The following is a 17,430-nucleotide window of genomic DNA, read 5'->3' as shown; positions in this document are numbered from 1 at the left end:
CTAATGCTTCCTTACTGAATTCAATCGTTGGTTGAGTTCCTCAAGCCGTTCAGGAGTACCAATGTCCATCCAGAAACCGCTGAATAACTCACCTTGTACTTTGCCTGCTGCCATGGCTTGGCGCAACAGGGGAGCAAGTTTTGCAACCTCGCCCTCTTGGACTGGCTTGAACAAGTCCGGGTGATACACACCAATGCCTGAAAAAGTGAATGCAGCCTCGCCAGGCTCGGCTTGCTTCACAGCCCTGCCCTGCAAGGCGAAATCACCTGTCAGGTTGTGGGGTGGATTGGGCACCATCACCAGGTGGGCCAACTGTTCTGGCTGCCATTCCTTTGCAATTTGCAAAGCCGTGGCGACAGGCCATTCACAGGCCACGTCGCCATTCATCACCAAAAACGGCTTGTCACCCAGCGCCGGCAAAGCCTTGCGAATACCCCCGGCAGTTTCAAGCGCAGTGCTTTCCGGTGAATACCGCAGCTTTAACCCAAGGCTTGAGCCATCGTTGAAGTGCGCTTCGATCTGTTGGCCCAAATGCGCGTGATTGATCACGATCTCGGTGATCCCCACCGCCGCCAGGGCCTCGAGGTGCCACTGCAGCAGGGGTTTACCACCCGCAGGCAACAGGGGTTTGGGACAGTGGTCGGTCAGGGGGCGCATGCGCTCACCGCGCCCTGCCGCCAAAATCATGGCCTTCATTTAAAACGTGTACCCCACTTTCACAGCCTTGTTCTCCAGGCGGTCCAGCAACAGCAACAGCGGCTTGAAGGCAATGTAACGCCCAGCCACCAAGCGCACGTAGCGCAACACCATGGGCAGGTCATTGAGGTATTGAGCCTTGCCGTCGCGATAATTCAGACGTGCAAAAATGCCCAGAATTTTCAAATGGCGCTGCAAGCCCATGAAATCGAATTGACGGTAAAACTCGCCGGGATCTTCGCAAATGGGCAAGCCTGCCTTGCGTGCTGCCTCCCAGTAACGCACGGTCCAGTCCAGGGTTTGTTCCTCAGGCCATTCAATGTAGGCATCGCGCAAAATACTGACGAGGTCGTAGCTTAGCGGGCCTTTTACTGCGTCCTGAAAATCAAGAATGCCAAACTTGGGTGCCGCGCCAGCTTCACTGGTCAACATCAAGTTGCGACTGTGGTAGTCCCGGTGCACGAAAACTTGCGGTTCGGCCAGTGCACTTTGAATCAGCATGCCCTTGATGCTGTCCAGCCAGTTGCGCTCCTGATCGGTCAATTCGGCGCTGTAGTGCTTGCCCACATACCAATCATCAAACAAATTCATTTCCTGCAACAATTTGTCAGCACCGTAGGCTGGCAAGCCAGTGGTGGCCGTGTTCGCCTGCAAATGAACCAAATCGCGAATGGCTTGCATGTAAAAGGTGTCGTGCTGCCCGGCCCGGGCCACCAAGCCTTGCAGCATGGTGGTGTTGCCAAAGTCTTGAAGCAGTAAAAAACCGTCTTCCGGATTTTGCGCCAGTACTTCAGGTGCGTTTGAACCTCCGCTGCGCAACAGCCCGGCCACATGAACAAACGGGCGAACATCCTCTTTGTCGGGAGGTGCGTCCATCACAATCAAAGTTCGCGCGTTATTCGCCTCGCTTACCCGAAAGTAGCGGCGAAAACTGGCGTCGCTGGACGCCGTCTGCAAGGTTTCAAGGTCAAATTCGAAACCATCCAGGCCTGTCAGCCATTTTTTCAACATTTCTTGACGCAAGGCGCTCATCAAACCGTCCAATCTCTTTAATTTGTAGTTAGTTGCCTATAATAGTAGGATCCTATGGCGCTTGATCGATCCGTCACCTATTTGAGTACATACCCAGCTTGAAGAAAAGCAAAAAATTACTGCAAGTGCACTCAGTGCCCACCCGCCCCACAGCCATTGCCATTGCATTGTTCTGTCTGGGTGCACCCGCGCTTGCGCAAACCACCAGTGCGGAGCCACAAAAAGCCGAAGCCCCCACACGCCTAAAAATTGACGGTGGCCTATTGGGGGTGCGTAATCCGATACCCGAGGACGAAGCCACTTACATTTCCGCCGACCGGCTTTACGGCAACAGTGCCGAAGAAACCTTTCTTGAAGGCAACGTTGAAGTTCGACGCAACAAGCTCAAACTGTTCAGCGATTCAATCAATTATTCCCCGATCACTGACCGTGCCACCGCCAAAGGCAACTTGATCATTGAGCAGGAAGGAATGATTCTCAAGGCCCCTGAGGGCTCTGTGAAACTGGGCACAGGCGAAAGCCAAATGACACAGCCCACCTTCGAGCTGAAGGAAATCAACGGCAAGGGCCGTGCTGACAAAATGCAGTATGACGGCATTTCCACCCTGACTCTTGAGAATCCCAATTACACCGTGTGCGACGTACCGAACCCGGGTGCGGCTGATCAAGGTGACTGGTACATTACCGCAGACTCGCTTGAAATTGACCAAGCCTCTGAAGTGGGCCGTGCGCGCGGCGCGAAAGTAGTGTTTCAGGGCGTGCCCATTTTAGGTGCCCCCTACTTCTCGTTCCCAACGACTGATCGTCGAAAAAGTGGTTTTCTTCCACCCTCGTTTGGCACAGTGTCTAATAGCGGGCTTGAAGTAACAGTGCCGTATTACCTGAATATTGCGCCAGACAAGGACATGACCCTGTACCCGAAAGTCATCTCGGGCCGAGGCTACCAGCTGGGTACGCAAACACGCTACTTGACGCCCAACAACGAGGGCGAGCTGAAATACGATTATTTGCCCGACGACGAGAAAACCGGCACAGACCGCACGGCTTTGTCCTTGCTGCACAGATACGAGAAGGGACCCTTCTATGCAGGGGTCAATTTCAATGAGGTGTCGGACGACAACTACTTCGTAGACTTTTCCCGCACCCAGGCCGTGGCCTCGCAACGTGTGTTGGTGCAAGAAGGCTACCTCTCGTACCGCCAGAAAAACTGGAATGCCAATGTACGCACAGTGGCACACCAAACACTGCAATTGTTCAACGATGTCATCGCCGAACCCTACGACCGCCTGCCCGAAGCCACGCTTGAGCTAAGCCCAACCCGCATTGGCGAGGCCAATGCATTTGTGTCGATCAGTGGGCAATACACCGACTTTGCGCGCCCATCCTCAGCACCCGCGCGGGTTGAAGGCTCTCGGGGCGTTACCCGAGCCCGGGTGTTCATGCCGATTCAGCGATCTGAGTTCTCGTTTACGCCCGCTGTTTCAGTTCAGACCACCAATTACGATTTACAAGGGCAAACTCCCGGATCGCCTGCAGCACCGGGCAGTGTCATTCCAACTGTGTCGCTGGACAGCACCGTTTACTTCGACCGCAAAACAAGCTTTTTTGGTCGCAACGTAAACCAAACACTGGAACCCCGAATTTTTTACCTGTACACGCCATTTAAAGACCAGTCTGATCAACCAATTTTCGACACCTCGGTGACCGATCAAAGCCTGACCCGGATTTTTGCCGAGAACAGGTATTCCGGTCTCGATCGCGTTGGGGATGCCAACCAGCTGACGCTGGCTGTAACCAGTCGTTTTTACGACGAAGCCACCAGCGAAGAGTTATTCAGCGTAACTGGCGGGCAGCGATTAAACCTGAGTACGCCACGCGTGATCCTGCAGGGCTTTGAAGCCCCGACCACCAGCGATTCCGACTTTTTTGCCAACGCCCGTGGCCGAATCAGCCAGTCCGTATTTCTGGATGCCACCACACAGCTCAATGCGGAAAGTGGTCGTCATGAACGCGGCAACATCACGGTCAGCTATGCGCCCTCCCTGGGCAAACAGCTCAATTTTGGGTATCGATACACTCGCGCCCAAATTGATCAATTCGACATTTCTGGTCAATGGCCTATCTCTGACCGCTGGAGCGGCGTGGGTCGTTTAAACTATTCCATGTTGGACAACCGCCTGATCGAGGGTGTTGCCGGCCTGGAATACGGTGAAGGTTGCTGGGCGGTGCGCGTTATTGCGCAACGATTTGCCACGGCACCTTTGCTTGAAACGACCTCGCTCTTTGTTCAACTTGAGCTCAATGGATTGGGTCGCCTGGGGTCCAACCCCGCCGACCTGTTGTCTAGAAAGGTACCTGGGTACACGCCTTTCTCTTCCTCACAAATTACCCAATGAGCACCCACCAAGCACCCAATAAGCTATGAATATGAAGCACATTCAACACTGGTTATTCGCGATTTCCGCCTTGGCGGCCCTGACCCATGCGCAAGCGCAAGGCCTGAAAACGCCCACAACCAACCTCCCCTCAGGAAAGCTCAGCTCGGAATTGGGCGCGAGCAATGGTTCGGGCGCAGCAGCGATCGACGGCATTGTCGCAGTGGTGAACACCGACATCATTACCCGCAGCGAATTGAACCGACAAGTGGCTTTAATTGAAAGGCAGATGAGCCGCCGTGGCGCACCTTTGCCAGACCGCATCGAATTGCGCAAGCAGGTGCTTGATCGCATGGTGATGGACAGGGCCCAGCTACAGAAAGCAGAAGAAGTCGGCATTCGAATTGAAGAAGCCCAAATTGAAGCAGCCATGGCCCGCGTGGCCGAGCAAAATGGTTTGTCGCTTGAGGACTTTCTGGCACGTCTTCAAGAAGAAGGTGTTTCACCAGCCCGCTTCCGCGAAGAGGTGCGCAGCGAGATTACATTGAGCCGCCTGCGCGAACGCGAAGTGGAAGCCAGAATTCAGATCTCCGATGCAGAGATTCAAAACTATCTGGTCGCCCGATCGAAAGGTGGCGTGGTGGGCAATCAACCTGAAGTCAATTGGGTACAACTGCTGGTCAAAGCCCCCAGCGACGCCAGTGGCGCAACGCTAACCCAGGCCCGAGCCAAAGTTGAAGCCGTTGAGAAAGCACTGAAAGACGGAAAAACCGTGGAATCCATTGTGCAAGCCAACCCCGAGCTTGCAATTGACGGCACCGGGCAAATGGGTTGGTCTGGTTTTGATGCCGTACCCACGCTGTTTACTGAATTCCTGTCCAAAGGGCAGCCAAATGCGGTGCAAACCATCCGCAGCCCCAACGGCTTTCATGTTTTAAAAATGCTTGAACGGCGTGAAAGTGGTGCCGCCCTGGACAGCACGCCTGTGACACAAACACGTGCACGACACATTCTGATTCGCCCTGGCCCCGACATTACTGAGGCAGAGGCCAAACGCAGACTGAGCTTTGCGCTGGAGCAATTGCAAGGCGGAGCCGCAACATTTGAAACCTTGGCCAAGCGTTATTCACAAGATGGTTCCGCTGCCAAGGGTGGTGATTTGGGCTGGTTGTACCCAGGCGACACCGTGCCGGAATTTGAGCGGGAAATGAACCAGCTCAGTATTGGTGGTGTTAGCCCCGTGTTCCAGAGTCGTTTTGGCTTCCACATCATTCAGGTGGTGGAGCGACGCCAACAGGCGGCCTCTGAGGAACGCCAGCGACAGGCAGCGCGCCAGGCCATTCGAGCCAGCAAGTCGGAGGAAAGTTATCAGGAATGGCTGCGCCAATTGCGAGACTCGACTTACATCGAAGTTCGCCTTTGATGCAAAAGGCATGAACGAGGCCTTTAATCTCCCGATCCTTGTTACCAGCGGCGAGCCCGCCGGGATCGGGCCTGAACTGTGTGCCTTGCTGGCAGAAACAAGTCAGGCCAAGCGGCTAAACCGGCCACTGGTAATTCTTGGCGATGCTGACCTGCTTACAACAAGAGCCAGCAACGCCGGCATTGAACCCAAATGGCAACGAATAAATACACTGAGGGACATTGCCGCCAGCGATACTGAACCGCACGGCTACTATCTGCTGGACTACCCCCTTTCAGCGCCCTGCACCACCGGTAAGCCCAACCCGGCCAATGCACCCTATGTGCTGGGTCTTCTCAATATGGCCTGTGACGCTTGCCAGAACGGCACCGCTGCGGCCATGGTCACCGCCCCCATTCAAAAATCAGCAATTAGTCCCTTCTGGCCCGGTTTTATGGGTCACACAGAATACCTTGCCGAGCGCTGTGGCCAGGCAGAGGTGGTGATGATGTTGATGGGTGGGCAAATGAAAGTTGCTTTGGCCACCACCCACATTCCGCTGGCCAAAGTACCTGCGGCGATTACCCGTGAATCATTGACCAACACGCTTGAAATCATGCTGAAAGATTTGGGCCTGTACTGGAATTTGGCAAAACCGCGAATTCTGGTGACCGGCCTGAATCCACATGCCGGCGAATCGGGCGACTTGGGCCAAGAGGAAATCGAGACCATTTCACCAGTCATTCAGGCGATGCAGGCAATGGGCCACGATGTTCAAGGACCTTTCCCTGCTGACACCTTGTTTCAACCCAAATACCTTCAAAACAGCGACGCTGTGCTGGCCATGTTCCACGACCAAGGTTTGCCCGTGCTTAAACATGCCAGTTTTGGTCAGGGGGTGAATGTTTCGTTGGGTTTACCCATTATTCGCACCTCGGTTGACCATGGCACTGCACTTGACTTGGCCGGTACCCGCAACATGGACGCCGGCAGCCTGAATGAAGCGATAGAATGCGCGCACCACATGGACCTTTGCCGCGGGAAAGCGCAATGAAACACCAAGCAAAAAAACGATTTGGCCAACACTTTTTAACCGATCAAAGCGTGTTGTCGAACCTCATTGGCGAAATGCGACCACGCCAAGACGATACCCTGGTTGAAATTGGCCCTGGTTTGGGTGCGCTGACATTTTGGCTACTTAAGGCGGTCAATCACCTGCAAGTGATCGAAATAGACCGGGATTTGGCTGAGAAGCTTCGCACAGGGGCCTGGAAAGACAAACTCACGGTTCATGAAGTGGATGTGTTGAAGTTTGATTTCGGACAACTCCCTGCCCCATTTCGCGTGGTGGGCAATCTGCCATACAACATTTCCTCGCCTATCTTGTTTGCCTTGCTCGAGGTCGCAGATCGAGTCATCGATCAGCATTTCATGCTGCAAAAAGAAGTCATTGACCGCATGGTGGCCACACCGAAAACCAGCGACTATGGCAGGCTGTCAGTGATGTTGCAGGCCTACTACGACATGGACCACTTGTTTGACGTTCCGCCCGAGTGCTTCGACCCACCGCCGCGTGTCATGTCAGCAATTGTTCGGATGGTGCCAAAACCAATCCATGTGCGTGCACAAATTCCCGGTGAAATTTTTAGCCGTGTGGTCAGCACAGCGTTTTCGCAGCGTCGAAAAATGTTGCGCAATACCTGGGCCAATGTGGTGCCAGATCACATGGCTGCAACGGCGGGTATTGCACTAACGGCACGCGCCGAAGAAATTGCACCCGCGCAATTTGTGCAGGTGGCGCAAATGCTGGCCAGTCAGGCCAACAATTAAACCAGTAGTTGATGTACCTTGGCCTCGCGCCATTCACTACCCAACAAGTTCACCAGCTTTTTCTTGAATGCGTCAGGCTGACCCGTTGTGTAAAATTTTACACGCTCAATTGCAGGGATACTTTCCTGACGCATATTCACCAGGTTTTCGGACTCCAGCCGCGCCTTGAGTTGCTTGGCCACGGGTAAGCCTGTCTCTATCACAGCCACGCCCGGCCCAGCCAATTTGGAAATCAAGTGCGCCACGAAGGGATAATGAGTACAGCCCAGCACGATCACGTCAGCCTGCTTTCGAGTTAACTCAGCAAGCACAGGCTTTAACAAGGCCTCAATGGCATTCTCAGGCATGGGCGACTGCTCGATCAGCTCAACCAAACCCGGACATGGGTGCGCAATCACTTTGGCCAAAGGGTCGAACCGTTCAACCAGCGTTTTAAACCGCTCACTGGCCACCGTGTTGGTGGTAGCCAATATTCCAACCACCCCGGTTTTGGTCATCATACTGGCGGGTTTTACAGCCGGTTCAATTCCAACAATTGGCCAGTTGGCGTGGGCAGCCCTGGCCTGGTTGGCACCCGCAGCTGTCGCGGTATTGCATGCCATCACCATGGCTTTGCACCCCTGATTGCGAATCCAGTTAGACAGGGTGAGCACCCGATCGGTAATTTCATGTTGCGGCTTGTCACCGTAGGGCAAGTAACGCTCATCGGCAACAAACTCAAAACATTCGCCTGGCAAATGGCTCAACATGGCCTGTAATACAGACAAACCGCCTACCCCTGAATCGAACACACCCACAGGGGATAGGGGCTCAAGCAACACGCCATTCGCCATTCAGCACCTTTGAAATACGGGGTAAATCAATGCTTGTTTTCATGATTTGATTCAACCAACAAATATTAAAATGTAACCTGCAAATAATTTAACATTTACACATCATGCTTGCTTTGACTGCCAAACCTGCCCGCGCAATATTGCCCTGTATTGTCACATTGTTTACGCTGGCTTTTGGGCTGCCGGCTCACGCGGCAGACAAGAATTCCACACTGCAACTTTTGGTTGTTCCGCAATTCCCGGTCACGGAAATTCATTCCACCTGGAGCCAATTACTGGAAGGTCTGAAAAAAGAGGGACTTCCACCCATCGAGCTTGTTTTCAGCAAAGACATTAACGAATTCGAAGCGCAGTTCCAAGCTGGGCGGGCCGACCTCATCTACTGCAACCCTTATCACATGGTGATGGCTAAAAAAGCACAAGACTACACACCACTGATTCGTGACAGTAAGCCCTTGACCGGCATTCTTGTCGCTGAGACCGGTTCATCAACCGATGAAGTTCAATCATTAAATGACCTGAACGGCAAAACACTGCTGTTTCCCTCGCCCAACGCATTTGGTGCGTCGCTGTACATGCGCGCATTGTTGAAACGCGAAAAGGGGTTGGACTTTGTGACCAAATACGTGAAAACCCACCCCAACGTGATCCGTGGTGTGGTTCGTGGAGAAGGCGTGGCCGGTGGCATGGTGAATGCAACGCTGGCATCGGAATCCGCCGAACTACAAAGTAGAGTCAAAGTGATCTACGAAACCCCACCGGTACCACCTCATCCGATTGCCGCACACCCACGCGTGCCAGCTGCAACTCAAGAGGCCATTGCTGCCGGTGTTTTGGCCTACATCAAAGCCAACAAACAGGTGGGTGCCAACATTCAAATGCCCAATCCCGTGCGCGCCGATTATTCGAAAGATTACAAACCACTTGAAAAACTGGGCCTAGAGGCATTTCTTTCCAATTGAAACCGTCTTTTCAATCCATAACCCATCCAAGCCTGGGCACCAAACTTTTGGTGCTTGGCATTGGTTTGGTGTTGATTCTGGCGCTGGCTTTTACCTGGTTCAATACACGGACCCAGCATGACGAACTGCAAGACGTGTTCAAGCAGCAAGCCACTGCCCTGGCATTTAATATTGCAGTGTCCAGCAACAGTCATTTGCTTGAAAAAGACTTTGCAATCATTGAAACACTTTTATTGAAGGCGGACGGATTCCAGGACCTGTATTCCGCCACGGTGGTTGCAGCGAACGGGCAAGTATTGGCGCAGGTTTTGCGAGACAACAGCACGCACAAGCTAACCGCCTTGTACACAAACGAGAAACTTCACATACCCAACAAGGGCCTGCAAACCCAATTATTTAAAAGTGACCGGTATTTAACCGTTATTGAACCCATAGAATCTGGACGGGTGATTGGGTATGTGGTGCTCGAATTTGATTTGTCTCCCCTGCAAATACGAGAATCCGAACTGATCGAGCGCAATGTATTGCTGGCGGTCATACTTATATTTCCTGCAACATTGGCTTTGTGGTTGTTCATACGTAAAACCATTGTTGAACTGCATTCGCTCACCGATTTTGCACAGCGCATGGTTAAAGGACAGAGCATCGAACATGCCACATCCCCAACCTCTCGCGAACTGGCCATGCTGCATGCGACCCTGAACTGGGCCTCTGTCACGCTCGACAAAAAGAACCAGGCTCTGGAGGCAGCAAAACTGAAGGCGGACAAATCGAATGATTTGAAATCCCAGTTTGTGGCCAACATGAGCCACGAAATCAGAACACCGCTGAACGGAATTCTGGGATTGACCGAAATCACGCTGGGCAATAGCGCACTGGCTGAAAAACCACGCCGTAATCTGGAGTTGATTCAACTCAGCGCTGAGCATTTGCTGCGCGTTGTCAACGACATTCTCGATTTCTCGAAAATTGATGCGAACCGGCTGGACATGGATCCGCAACCTTTCGAGTTACGCGCCCATGTGCAAGCCATCGTCAAAATGGTCTCTAGCGCCTATGCAAAACCGGGCGTTGAAATCGTGTTGGATATTGACCCCGCCATTCCTGACCTGCTCAATGGTGACTGCCCGCGCATTATGCAAGTGCTGAACAATTTGTTAAGCAATGCACTGAAGTTTACGATGGCAGGCCGGGTCAGCATCACCCTCAGCGCAAAGACTACGCCAAGCAAAACAAAGCCCGCCACATGTAAAATCGATTTCGCGATACGCGACACCGGCTTGGGAATCTCGGAATCGGCCCGTAGTGAGATCTTCAAGGCGTTTTCACAAGCGGAGCCCGGCACCGCACGCAAGTATGGTGGTACTGGTCTTGGATTGACCATTACCCAGCGTTTGCTGGAATTGATGGATAGTCGTATTCTTCTTTGGTCTGAAGAAGGCATTGGAAGTGAATTCAGCTTTACACTCGAGTTACCGATTGTTGAAATAAATACAATCACTGGAACTGAAACTCTGGCTGTCAACATGCACAACGACCTCCCACACGACACGACAAATGAATTTGGTCATGTATCTACCGGTCTTCGTGTCCTGGTGGCTGAAGACAATATGGTCAACCAGACATTCATTTCGCATGTGCTGACCCAACTCGGAATTTCATACCGGTTTGCCGATGATGGCCTTGCCGCGGTGCAAGCAGTGGACGAAGAACCATTCGACCTGATATTCATGGACATGCACATGCCCAATATGGGCGGGCTGCAAGCATGCCAAGCCATTTTGGCCAAACCCCAACATAAAAACTTGCCGATTGTTGGCCTGACAGCTGATGCAATTGCAGACACCCGTGAAGCATGCATGTCAGCTGGCATGCGCGAGTACATTTCAAAGCCATTCAAACGCAGCGACATTGAGGCCGTGCTTGTACGCCTGAAATTTCATGTGTCGCCAATTCCCATGCAAAACTTTGACCATGACAAAGAACTGCTGAAAACCACCATCAATATGATTGCGGCTGAAATTCCCCAGCTTGCCGACGATATTGAAAATGAGATTCTGGCCGGCAATTTGTCGGAAGCCAAGCGCGCGCTGCATACCCTGAAAGGCCATTGCAAGCTTGTTGGAGAACTGAGTTTCGCCGACTTTATTCAGCAAATGGAAAACCAGCTGATGCTACACCAGCGACCTACTGCAGACGCCCTGGAGCACCTGAAGAAAAACCTTCGTGTGCTTCAACAACGCCTTCGCCTGTTAAGCCAGTAAATCGTTCCTGACTGCGGCCGTAACCACCAGCTCTACCTTCCAGCCGGGTTTGGCAAGGCCTTTCACCTCAACACAAGCGCGTGAAGGCGCAGTCCCTTCGGGCAACCAAGCGTCCCACACTGCATTGAACCCATCATAATCGCGGTCCATATTGGTCAGGAACACTTGCACCAGCAACAGGTGACTTTTGTCGGTTCGCGCGGCAACCATCGTCCGCTCAAGGCTGCTAAGCAGATCCCGGGTTTGGGCCTGAATGTCGCCCTCCTCGGTAGAAGGCACCTCAACCAAATAAACCACCCCGTTAAAGCTTGTGGAATCGGAGTAACGTTTTGTAGTACCTTGTCGGTGTATCACAGGACCCCCTTCATGAAATTTGAACATTTGGTGCAGATCAACGACCCGAGCTTGCCCGGTATTGACTGGTTAACGCGGCAACAACTCTGGTTCGGTTTGGTTGCACGGGCCTGGAAACCAACCCGCTTTGTCTTGGGTCTTGAAGATGCGCAAGTGATTCAAACCAAACAGGAAGGCAATGTCACCACGCTGGCGCGCGTGCTGAATTATGGCCCTTTCCAAATCGAAGACACCATTGATCTGATCGAAGAAGACCGCACCGAAACCCGCATTGTAGCGAATCAATTCTGTGGCGACAGCACGCTTACAATTTCAATTGAAGAACCTGAACTGGGCGAGTTGTGGTTGCGGTTTCAATACCAGGTCAGCGATGCAGCGGCCACGCCGGGTGGTCCCGAGGTGTCAGCACACGATGTGGATGAAATTCGTAAACAGGCTTACCGCGCGGCCGACATCGACACCGTGCGCATGATCCGCGAGCTGGCCATGGCCATGCCCGCGCACACCCCCGACAACCGCAAGGATCACTGAATTACTTCAGTGCACAGGCACCCATATAAATTTGACCAGACCGGTTACCACTGCGGCAATACGCCAGCACCGGCTTTTCTGCTGCATCCAGAATACGCTTGAAATCTTCAAGCAATATTTCCGACGGTGGCTGACCTACTTCCATCGGCAAGTAATGAATTGCCAAACCCAGACTTTTTGCCTTGGCTTCAATCACAGCATGGGCAAGTTGCGCACCCACTTCGTGATCGGGCCGATTGTTCACAATGGTTTTAAAGCCCAGTTCTGCAATCGCCTCCAAATCGTCGGGACTAATTTGGCCGCACACTGCGACTTCATTGCTCAGTTGCCTGATGCTCATTTCAACAAATTCCTTCGGTGTGTTGTTACTGATACGACAGTTCTTTGGCCTTGCCCCAGAACACTTTGTAAGAAAACGCAGTGTACCCGAGGATGGTTGGCAAAGTGATCACCACACCCACCAGAATAATCTTCAATGCCTCGGGCGACGAAGCGGCCTCCCACACGGTCAACTGATTCAACACCACATAGGGATACTGGCTGTAAGCCAAGCCCATGAAAGCCAATGTCATCACGGCTGCGGTGAGTGCAAACACCATCCAGCCATAACCCGCGTCCATCAGGCGCTGGCTGCTCAACACATGGTGAATGCCCCACAGGCACAACACCGATGCGATTGGAATGGGTGCCAGCGCCACAATGTTGGGGAAGCTGAACCACTTGTCAAAAATTTCAGGCACCACCAAAGGGGTCATGGCCGAAATAAAAGCGATTGAAGCCAACATGGGCCAAAAACTGATGCGTCCCCACCGGCGAGATTTTTCAATCAAATCTCCTTCGGTTTTCATGATCAACCAGCCGCTGGCCAACAGGGTGTAGGCAAAAGGCAAGGTAATCGCCACGCCCAAATTGAATACCAACTGCGACCAGTGGTTCGAGAAACCAGTGATATAACTGCCCAGCATCCAGCCCTGCGAAACCGAAGTGACCAGTGAGCCGATGAAAAAAATACGATTCCACAAAGGCTTGTAGGCAACCTCCACCTTCACGCGGAAGTCAAAGGCCACACCGCGCAACACCAAGCCCAACAGCATGAATGTCACTGGCAAATACAAGGCGGTCAACACCACACCGTGCGCCTTTGGAAACGCCACCAGCAATACGCCTACGCCCAGAACCAGCCAGGTTTCATTGGCATCCCAAAACGGACCAATTGAGTTGATCATGGTGTCTTTTTCAGCGTCGGTGGCATGTGGCAGCAGCAGACCCACACCCAGGTCGTAGCCATCAAGCACAACGTAAATCAACAGTGACAAACCCATCACGCCCATGAACAGCAGCGGCAAGAACTCATTGAAAGTCATGGCTCAGTTCCTCTTTTTCATTGTTCACGACGAAGTTGATCGGCTGGCTTGGTGGCAGGCGGCACCCCACCCCAATTCACTTTTTTTGATGAACCAATGCCACCCAGCAACATGTAACGCAACACCCACACATACGAGATGATCAGACCAATGTACATGGCCATGTACAGCAACACTGTGAATGCCAGCAACTGGGGCGGATGTTGGGCCACCACATCGGCCGTGCCCAGCACCCCATAAACCACATAAGGTTGGCGACCAATTTCAGTCACCCACCAACCCGCCACGGTGGCCACCCAACCCGAGAACATCATGAACATCAGGGCAGTAAGAATAAGCCGGTGCGTTTTATTCTCAAGTACTGGGCCTGTTTTCCGGAAGGCCCACACCGAGGCCCAGGAAACCAGCAACATCAACACGCCCATGCCCACCATAACCCGGAATGAAAAGAACACAGGACCGACCGGCGGATGGGTATTGAGGAAATCATTCAGCCCTTTGATTTCGCCGTTGAAGTCGTGCGTCAAAATAAAACTGGCCATTTTGGGAATGCCAATTTCAAAGTGATTGGTGCGTTTCTCGCTATCGGGAATGGCAAACAACAGCAGCGGTGCACCCTTCTCGGTTTCCCAAACACCTTCCATGGCAGCCACCTTCGCCGGTTGATGCTTCAGGGTATTCAAACCATGCAAATCACCCACAAAAATCTGAATCGGAATCAGTGCGGCAGCACCATAAACACCCAGTTTCAGCATGTGCCGGGTGAATGGCTTTTCACGTTTGCGCAAAATTTGAAGCGCACTGCCACCTGCAATCACAAAGAAAACAGTCAGCCCACTGGCCAACAACATGTGGGTGAATCGGTACGGGAAGGATGGATTCCAGATAATTTCCAGCCAATTGGTCGCATGCATTTGACCATCAATGATCTCGAACCCCTGCGGGGTCTGCATCCAGCTGTTCAGTACAAGAATCCAGAAAGCCGACAGCGTGGTGCCAAAGGCCACCAGAAACGTGGCAAGCAGGTGAACCTTGGGCGACACCCTTTGCTTGCCAAATAGCATCACACCTAAAAATGTGGCTTCCAGAAAAAAGGCGGTGAGCACCTCATAGCCCAGCAAGGGGCCCGAAATATTCCCTGTCTTCTCCATGAATCCAGGCCAGTTGGTGCCAAACTGAAAACTCATGGTGATGCCCGACACCACACCCATGGCAAAAGTCAGTGCAAATATCTTGGTCCAGAAGTAATGGGCCTGTTCCCACTCGGTCTTGCCCGTACGCACGTGCTGCCAACGCAAATAAAACATCACCCAGCCAAGGCCGATGGTGATTGTGGGAAACAAAATATGAAAGGTAATGTTGGCCGCGAACTGGATTCGGGCAAGATCTAGCGACGTAAATTCCATGCTGCACCCCAAGAAAGCAACTGAATTCGAACGGCAAGTGCACTACTACTTATCGCACTCTCATGACCTTAATTAGGTGCGTGCTGTCTGTCAAATTAGTTTGCTCAATGAAGTACCGCACAACGCGTACAATGCCGAATCGCCCAATTTTGGAAGCCCACAGTGATCAACCGCCCCATGTTCTTTTTGCTGGCTGCGCTGGCGGCGTTCGCCCCTTTGGCAATTGACCTGTATTTGCCCAGCCTTGCTGCAATTGGCGAAGAGCTTCAAGCCCCCGCAGGGCGAGTTCAACAAACAGTCACCGTATTTCTGGCTGGGTTTGCCCTGGGCATGCTGTTTTACGGACCACTTTCCGACCGGTTTGGTCGCAGGCGAATGATTTTTGCGGGCACCACGGTGTTTGTGTTGGCCAGCGTGGCCTGCATGTGGGCCCAAAGCATTGAACAGCTGCTGGTGTTCCGCCTGGTTCAGGCCTTTGGTGGCGGCGCCGCAGCGGTCATTTCACGTGCAGTTATTCGTGATTTGTTCGGCGAAACCGATTCAGCGCGTGTCATGGCCATGATCGCCATGGTGACCTCGCTGGCACCCATGGTTGCGCCACTGTTGGGTGCCTACATTCTGGAGCTGGGCTCATGGCGATATGAATTTCTTGCGCTTGCCCTGTTTGGCGCCGCATGTACCCTGGCCGCCTATGCCCTGCTGCCAGAAACATTAAGCAAAGTCCGAACGCAAACCTCGCTAAGCCATGCCTTCCGGGGTTACTGGACAGTCTGGAAATACCCGGATGCAAGATTGCTTATTGTGGCCGGTGGTGCGCACTTCGCGGCCATGTTTGCGTACATCACAGGCACGCCCTTTGTGTACATCGAATTTTTTGGCTTGAACGAGAAAACTTATGCACTCCTGTTTGGCTCCAACATTCTGACATTGGTTGCTTTTGGCTACGCCTCAACCCGAATGGTGAAACGAACCGGCACCACACCCCTGATTAAAACCGGCTCGCTACTGGGTTTATTGGGCGCAACCCTGGTGCTAGCCAGTGCCTGGAATGCAGGCCAGGCCAGTTGGAACCTGGGTCTGATGGTGGCAGGCTTTCTGTTGTGTGTGGGTTCGCTGGGGTTTGTTGCCCCAAACACCACCGCACAGTTGCTTGGCAGGCACCCGAAAAATGCAGGAGCGGCCTCGGCCCTGTATGGTTGTGCGCAATTTGGTTTGGGGGGATTGGCCAGTTGGGCAGTTTCTGTGGTCTATGATGGCACCGCACTGCCCATGGCTGTCACAGTGCTGGCCTTTGCTGCGCTTGCATACTGGGCAAGCCAACAATTGAAACGCTGAACTTTTCATTGTAAGCACAAAATTATTGCCTTTGTGTTTAAACAACTGCGAAATTGGCATGAAAATTGGACTTTTGGGTCCCTTTACGGTATGTTGTGTCACGAATTTATTCAGTCCAACAACCCAAATAATCATTTTTGCACTGCCATATGGCCGACACAAAAGCCCAAAGTGGCGAGAACCAGCCCGACGTGGCTTGGCTCGAGAGCCAATACAACGTCCGCTCTTACCTGCCCGATCACCCCAAAACCTTTGCTCGCTGGGCTGAACAGTCCCGCTACGCGCGTTTTGATCTGGACGGGTTCTGGAATCAGTATTTCGGCGAATCGGAAGCAGAAACCGTGGACGTCATTCCGGGCAAACCCGGCAAGCCTCTGTTGATTTTTATTCACGGCGGCTACTGGCGTTCGCTGGACAAATACGACTTCACTTTTCTGGCCAAGCCCTATGTGGCACGTGGCTACTCGGTAGCCTTGCTCAATTACGGTCTTATTCCACGCGTCACCATTGAAGACAGCGTGCGCCAAACCCTGCGTGGTATTGAATGGCTTTACCGCCAGGCAGACCGTTTCGGTTTCGATGCCAATCAAATTGTGGTGTGCGGTCATTCCGCGGGCGGTCATTTGGGTGTGATGAGTGCGTTGGCCTTTTGGCCACTGTGGGCCTCTGACCTGCCACAAGATGTGGTGAAGTCTGTCATTGCCATTTCAGGCATTTACGACCTCAGCCCACTGGTGCACACGCCTTTCATTCAGAAAGACCTGAAACTGAACCAGAAACGTACCCGCATGGTAAGCCCGGCACTGATGCCCAAGCCCACCATTCCGGTGCACCTGGCATTTGGCACCAAGGAATCCGATGCGTTCAAAGAGCAAAGTGCTTATTTGGCATCGCACTGGGGCCTGAATCCACCCTTGCAGGTGAATGCAGACCATTTCAGTATTTGCGACAGCATTGCCGACCCCAACAGTGAGCTGTTCATGCTGATTCAAAACCAGTTGTTGCTGCCATCACACTAAATAAAAACTGAACGGGTTATCCCCCCA

16 protein-coding genes are annotated in these 17,430 nt (G+C 52.7%); 9 read left to right on the top strand and 7 right to left on the bottom strand.

The genetic code is table 11. From position 1 onward, the window contains the following. Both murU and FRIGORI9N_RS15225 read right to left on the bottom strand, forming a co-directional pair. Window positions 1-696 (bottom strand): N-acetylmuramate alpha-1-phosphate uridylyltransferase MurU, encoded by a 696-nt coding sequence (murU, locus tag FRIGORI9N_RS15230; RefSeq protein WP_159572867.1) that lies wholly within the window; start codon window positions 694-696, stop codon window positions 1-3. Beyond that, window positions 697-1,728: an aminoglycoside phosphotransferase family protein gene (locus tag FRIGORI9N_RS15225; protein ID WP_159572866.1), complete on the bottom strand. Its 1,032-nt coding sequence runs from the start codon at window positions 1,726-1,728 to the stop codon at window positions 697-699. A gap of 98 nt (window positions 1,729-1,826) precedes the next feature. Here FRIGORI9N_RS15225 and FRIGORI9N_RS15220 point away from each other — a divergent pair, with 98 nt between their 5' ends. From FRIGORI9N_RS15220 to rsmA, 4 genes are read left to right on the top strand one after another with little or no spacing between them, the layout of a single operon-like run. Continuing rightward, window positions 1,827-4,124: an LPS-assembly protein LptD gene (locus FRIGORI9N_RS15220; protein WP_159572865.1), complete on the top strand. Its 2,298-nt coding sequence runs from the start codon at window positions 1,827-1,829 to the stop codon at window positions 4,122-4,124. A 31-nt stretch (window positions 4,125-4,155) separates the two neighbouring features. Continuing rightward, window positions 4,156-5,526, top strand: a complete 1,371-nt coding sequence (locus FRIGORI9N_RS15215) for a peptidylprolyl isomerase (protein WP_159572864.1) — start codon at window positions 4,156-4,158, stop codon at window positions 5,524-5,526. A 10-nt stretch (window positions 5,527-5,536) separates the two neighbouring features. Continuing rightward, window positions 5,537-6,559, top strand: coding sequence for a 4-hydroxythreonine-4-phosphate dehydrogenase PdxA (gene pdxA, locus FRIGORI9N_RS15210; RefSeq protein ID WP_159572863.1), 1,023 nt, complete (start codon window positions 5,537-5,539; stop codon window positions 6,557-6,559). Beyond that, window positions 6,556-7,335 (top strand): 16S rRNA (adenine(1518)-N(6)/adenine(1519)-N(6))-dimethyltransferase RsmA, encoded by a 780-nt coding sequence (gene rsmA, locus FRIGORI9N_RS15205; RefSeq protein ID WP_159572861.1) that lies wholly within the window; start codon window positions 6,556-6,558, stop codon window positions 7,333-7,335. Before pdxA ends, rsmA begins: the two co-directional genes overlap by 4 nt. Here the strand turns inward: rsmA and murI are convergent. Then, entirely contained in the window at window positions 7,332-8,168 is an 837-nt protein-coding gene (gene murI / locus FRIGORI9N_RS15200) for a glutamate racemase (protein WP_159572859.1), read from the bottom strand. The two genes, rsmA and murI, sit on opposite strands and share 4 nt — an antisense overlap. A 104-nt stretch (window positions 8,169-8,272) precedes the next feature. Between murI and FRIGORI9N_RS15195 the strand changes: the two genes are divergently transcribed. Together FRIGORI9N_RS15195 and FRIGORI9N_RS15190 are read left to right on the top strand one after the other, a co-directional pair. Continuing rightward, the gene (locus tag FRIGORI9N_RS15195; protein ID WP_159572857.1) at window positions 8,273-9,130 is read left to right on the top strand and encodes a phosphate/phosphite/phosphonate ABC transporter substrate-binding protein; all 858 of its coding nucleotides are present in this window, start codon (window positions 8,273-8,275) and stop codon (window positions 9,128-9,130) included. Next, window positions 9,127-11,394 carry a response regulator gene (locus FRIGORI9N_RS15190; protein ID WP_159572855.1) on the top strand — a complete coding sequence of 756 codons (2,268 nt, stop codon included), beginning with the start codon at window positions 9,127-9,129 and terminating at the stop codon, window positions 11,392-11,394. Before FRIGORI9N_RS15195 ends, FRIGORI9N_RS15190 begins: the two co-directional genes overlap by 4 nt. On the opposite strand, the gene FRIGORI9N_RS15185 is transcribed toward FRIGORI9N_RS15190, so the two are convergent. Then, window positions 11,383-11,748, bottom strand: coding sequence for a RidA family protein (locus FRIGORI9N_RS15185; protein WP_236550922.1), 366 nt, complete (start codon window positions 11,746-11,748; stop codon window positions 11,383-11,385). The two genes, FRIGORI9N_RS15190 and FRIGORI9N_RS15185, sit on opposite strands and share 12 nt — an antisense overlap. Window positions 11,749-11,760: 12 nt before the next feature. On the opposite strand from FRIGORI9N_RS15185, the gene FRIGORI9N_RS15180 reads away from it, so the two are divergent. Beyond that, entirely contained in the window at window positions 11,761-12,279 is a 519-nt protein-coding gene (locus tag FRIGORI9N_RS15180) for an SRPBCC family protein (RefSeq protein WP_159572851.1), read from the top strand. Window position 12,280: 1 nt separating this feature from the next. On the opposite strand, the gene FRIGORI9N_RS15175 is transcribed toward FRIGORI9N_RS15180, so the two are convergent. From FRIGORI9N_RS15175 to FRIGORI9N_RS15165, 3 genes are read right to left on the bottom strand one after another with little or no spacing between them, the layout of a single operon-like run. Beyond that, complete coding sequence (locus FRIGORI9N_RS15175; protein ID WP_159572849.1) at window positions 12,281-12,619, bottom strand: TIGR01244 family sulfur transferase; 339 nt, start codon at window positions 12,617-12,619, stop codon at window positions 12,281-12,283. Window positions 12,620-12,644: 25 nt separating this feature from the next. Next, on the bottom strand, window positions 12,645-13,643 hold the full coding sequence (locus FRIGORI9N_RS15170; RefSeq protein WP_159572847.1) for a cytochrome d ubiquinol oxidase subunit II: 999 nt from the start codon (window positions 13,641-13,643) through the stop codon (window positions 12,645-12,647). A gap of 17 nt (window positions 13,644-13,660) precedes the next feature. Next, window positions 13,661-15,049 (bottom strand): cytochrome ubiquinol oxidase subunit I, encoded by a 1,389-nt coding sequence (locus FRIGORI9N_RS15165; protein ID WP_159572846.1) that lies wholly within the window; start codon window positions 15,047-15,049, stop codon window positions 13,661-13,663. A gap of 162 nt (window positions 15,050-15,211) precedes the next feature. Here FRIGORI9N_RS15165 and FRIGORI9N_RS15160 point away from each other — a divergent pair, with 162 nt between their 5' ends. Next, on the top strand, window positions 15,212-16,384 hold the full coding sequence (locus tag FRIGORI9N_RS15160; protein WP_159572845.1) for a multidrug effflux MFS transporter: 1,173 nt from the start codon (window positions 15,212-15,214) through the stop codon (window positions 16,382-16,384). 149 nt (window positions 16,385-16,533) lie between these two features. Further along, window positions 16,534-17,403 (top strand): alpha/beta hydrolase, encoded by an 870-nt coding sequence (locus FRIGORI9N_RS15155; protein ID WP_138518778.1) that lies wholly within the window; start codon window positions 16,534-16,536, stop codon window positions 17,401-17,403. The last annotated feature ends 27 nt before the right edge of the window (window positions 17,404-17,430 follow it).

It is taken from the genome of Limnobacter sp. 130 (genome assembly GCF_902506325.1).
GTDB lineage: Bacteria > Pseudomonadota > Gammaproteobacteria > Burkholderiales > Burkholderiaceae_B > Limnobacter.
Note: the sequence above shows the minus strand (reverse complement) of the source record. Positions and strands in the feature narration are given on the sequence as shown.

What these genes read in the sequence shown, in the direction of transcription:
- murI (WP_159572859.1), bottom strand. Translation starts at nt 8,168, where the DNA reads ATGGCGAATGGCGTGTTGCTTGAGCCCCTATCCCCTGTGGGTGTGTTC.
- FRIGORI9N_RS15175 (WP_159572849.1), bottom strand. Translation starts at nt 12,619, where the DNA reads ATGAGCATCAGGCAACTGAGCAATGAAGTCGCAGTGTGCGGCCAAATT.
- FRIGORI9N_RS15215 (WP_159572864.1), top strand. Translation starts at nt 4,156, where the DNA reads ATGAAGCACATTCAACACTGGTTATTCGCGATTTCCGCCTTGGCGGCC.
- FRIGORI9N_RS15170 (WP_159572847.1), bottom strand. Translation starts at nt 13,643, where the DNA reads ATGACTTTCAATGAGTTCTTGCCGCTGCTGTTCATGGGCGTGATGGGT.
- FRIGORI9N_RS15155 (WP_138518778.1), top strand. Translation starts at nt 16,534, where the DNA reads ATGGCCGACACAAAAGCCCAAAGTGGCGAGAACCAGCCCGACGTGGCT.
- pdxA (WP_159572863.1), top strand. Translation starts at nt 5,537, where the DNA reads ATGAACGAGGCCTTTAATCTCCCGATCCTTGTTACCAGCGGCGAGCCC.
- rsmA (WP_159572861.1), top strand. Translation starts at nt 6,556, where the DNA reads ATGAAACACCAAGCAAAAAAACGATTTGGCCAACACTTTTTAACCGAT.
- murU (WP_159572867.1), bottom strand. Translation starts at nt 696, where the DNA reads ATGAAGGCCATGATTTTGGCGGCAGGGCGCGGTGAGCGCATGCGCCCC.
- FRIGORI9N_RS15225 (WP_159572866.1), bottom strand. Translation starts at nt 1,728, where the DNA reads ATGAGCGCCTTGCGTCAAGAAATGTTGAAAAAATGGCTGACAGGCCTG.
- FRIGORI9N_RS15180 (WP_159572851.1), top strand. Translation starts at nt 11,761, where the DNA reads ATGAAATTTGAACATTTGGTGCAGATCAACGACCCGAGCTTGCCCGGT.
- FRIGORI9N_RS15165 (WP_159572846.1), bottom strand. Translation starts at nt 15,049, where the DNA reads ATGGAATTTACGTCGCTAGATCTTGCCCGAATCCAGTTCGCGGCCAAC.
- FRIGORI9N_RS15195 (WP_159572857.1), top strand. Translation starts at nt 8,273, where the DNA reads ATGCTTGCTTTGACTGCCAAACCTGCCCGCGCAATATTGCCCTGTATT.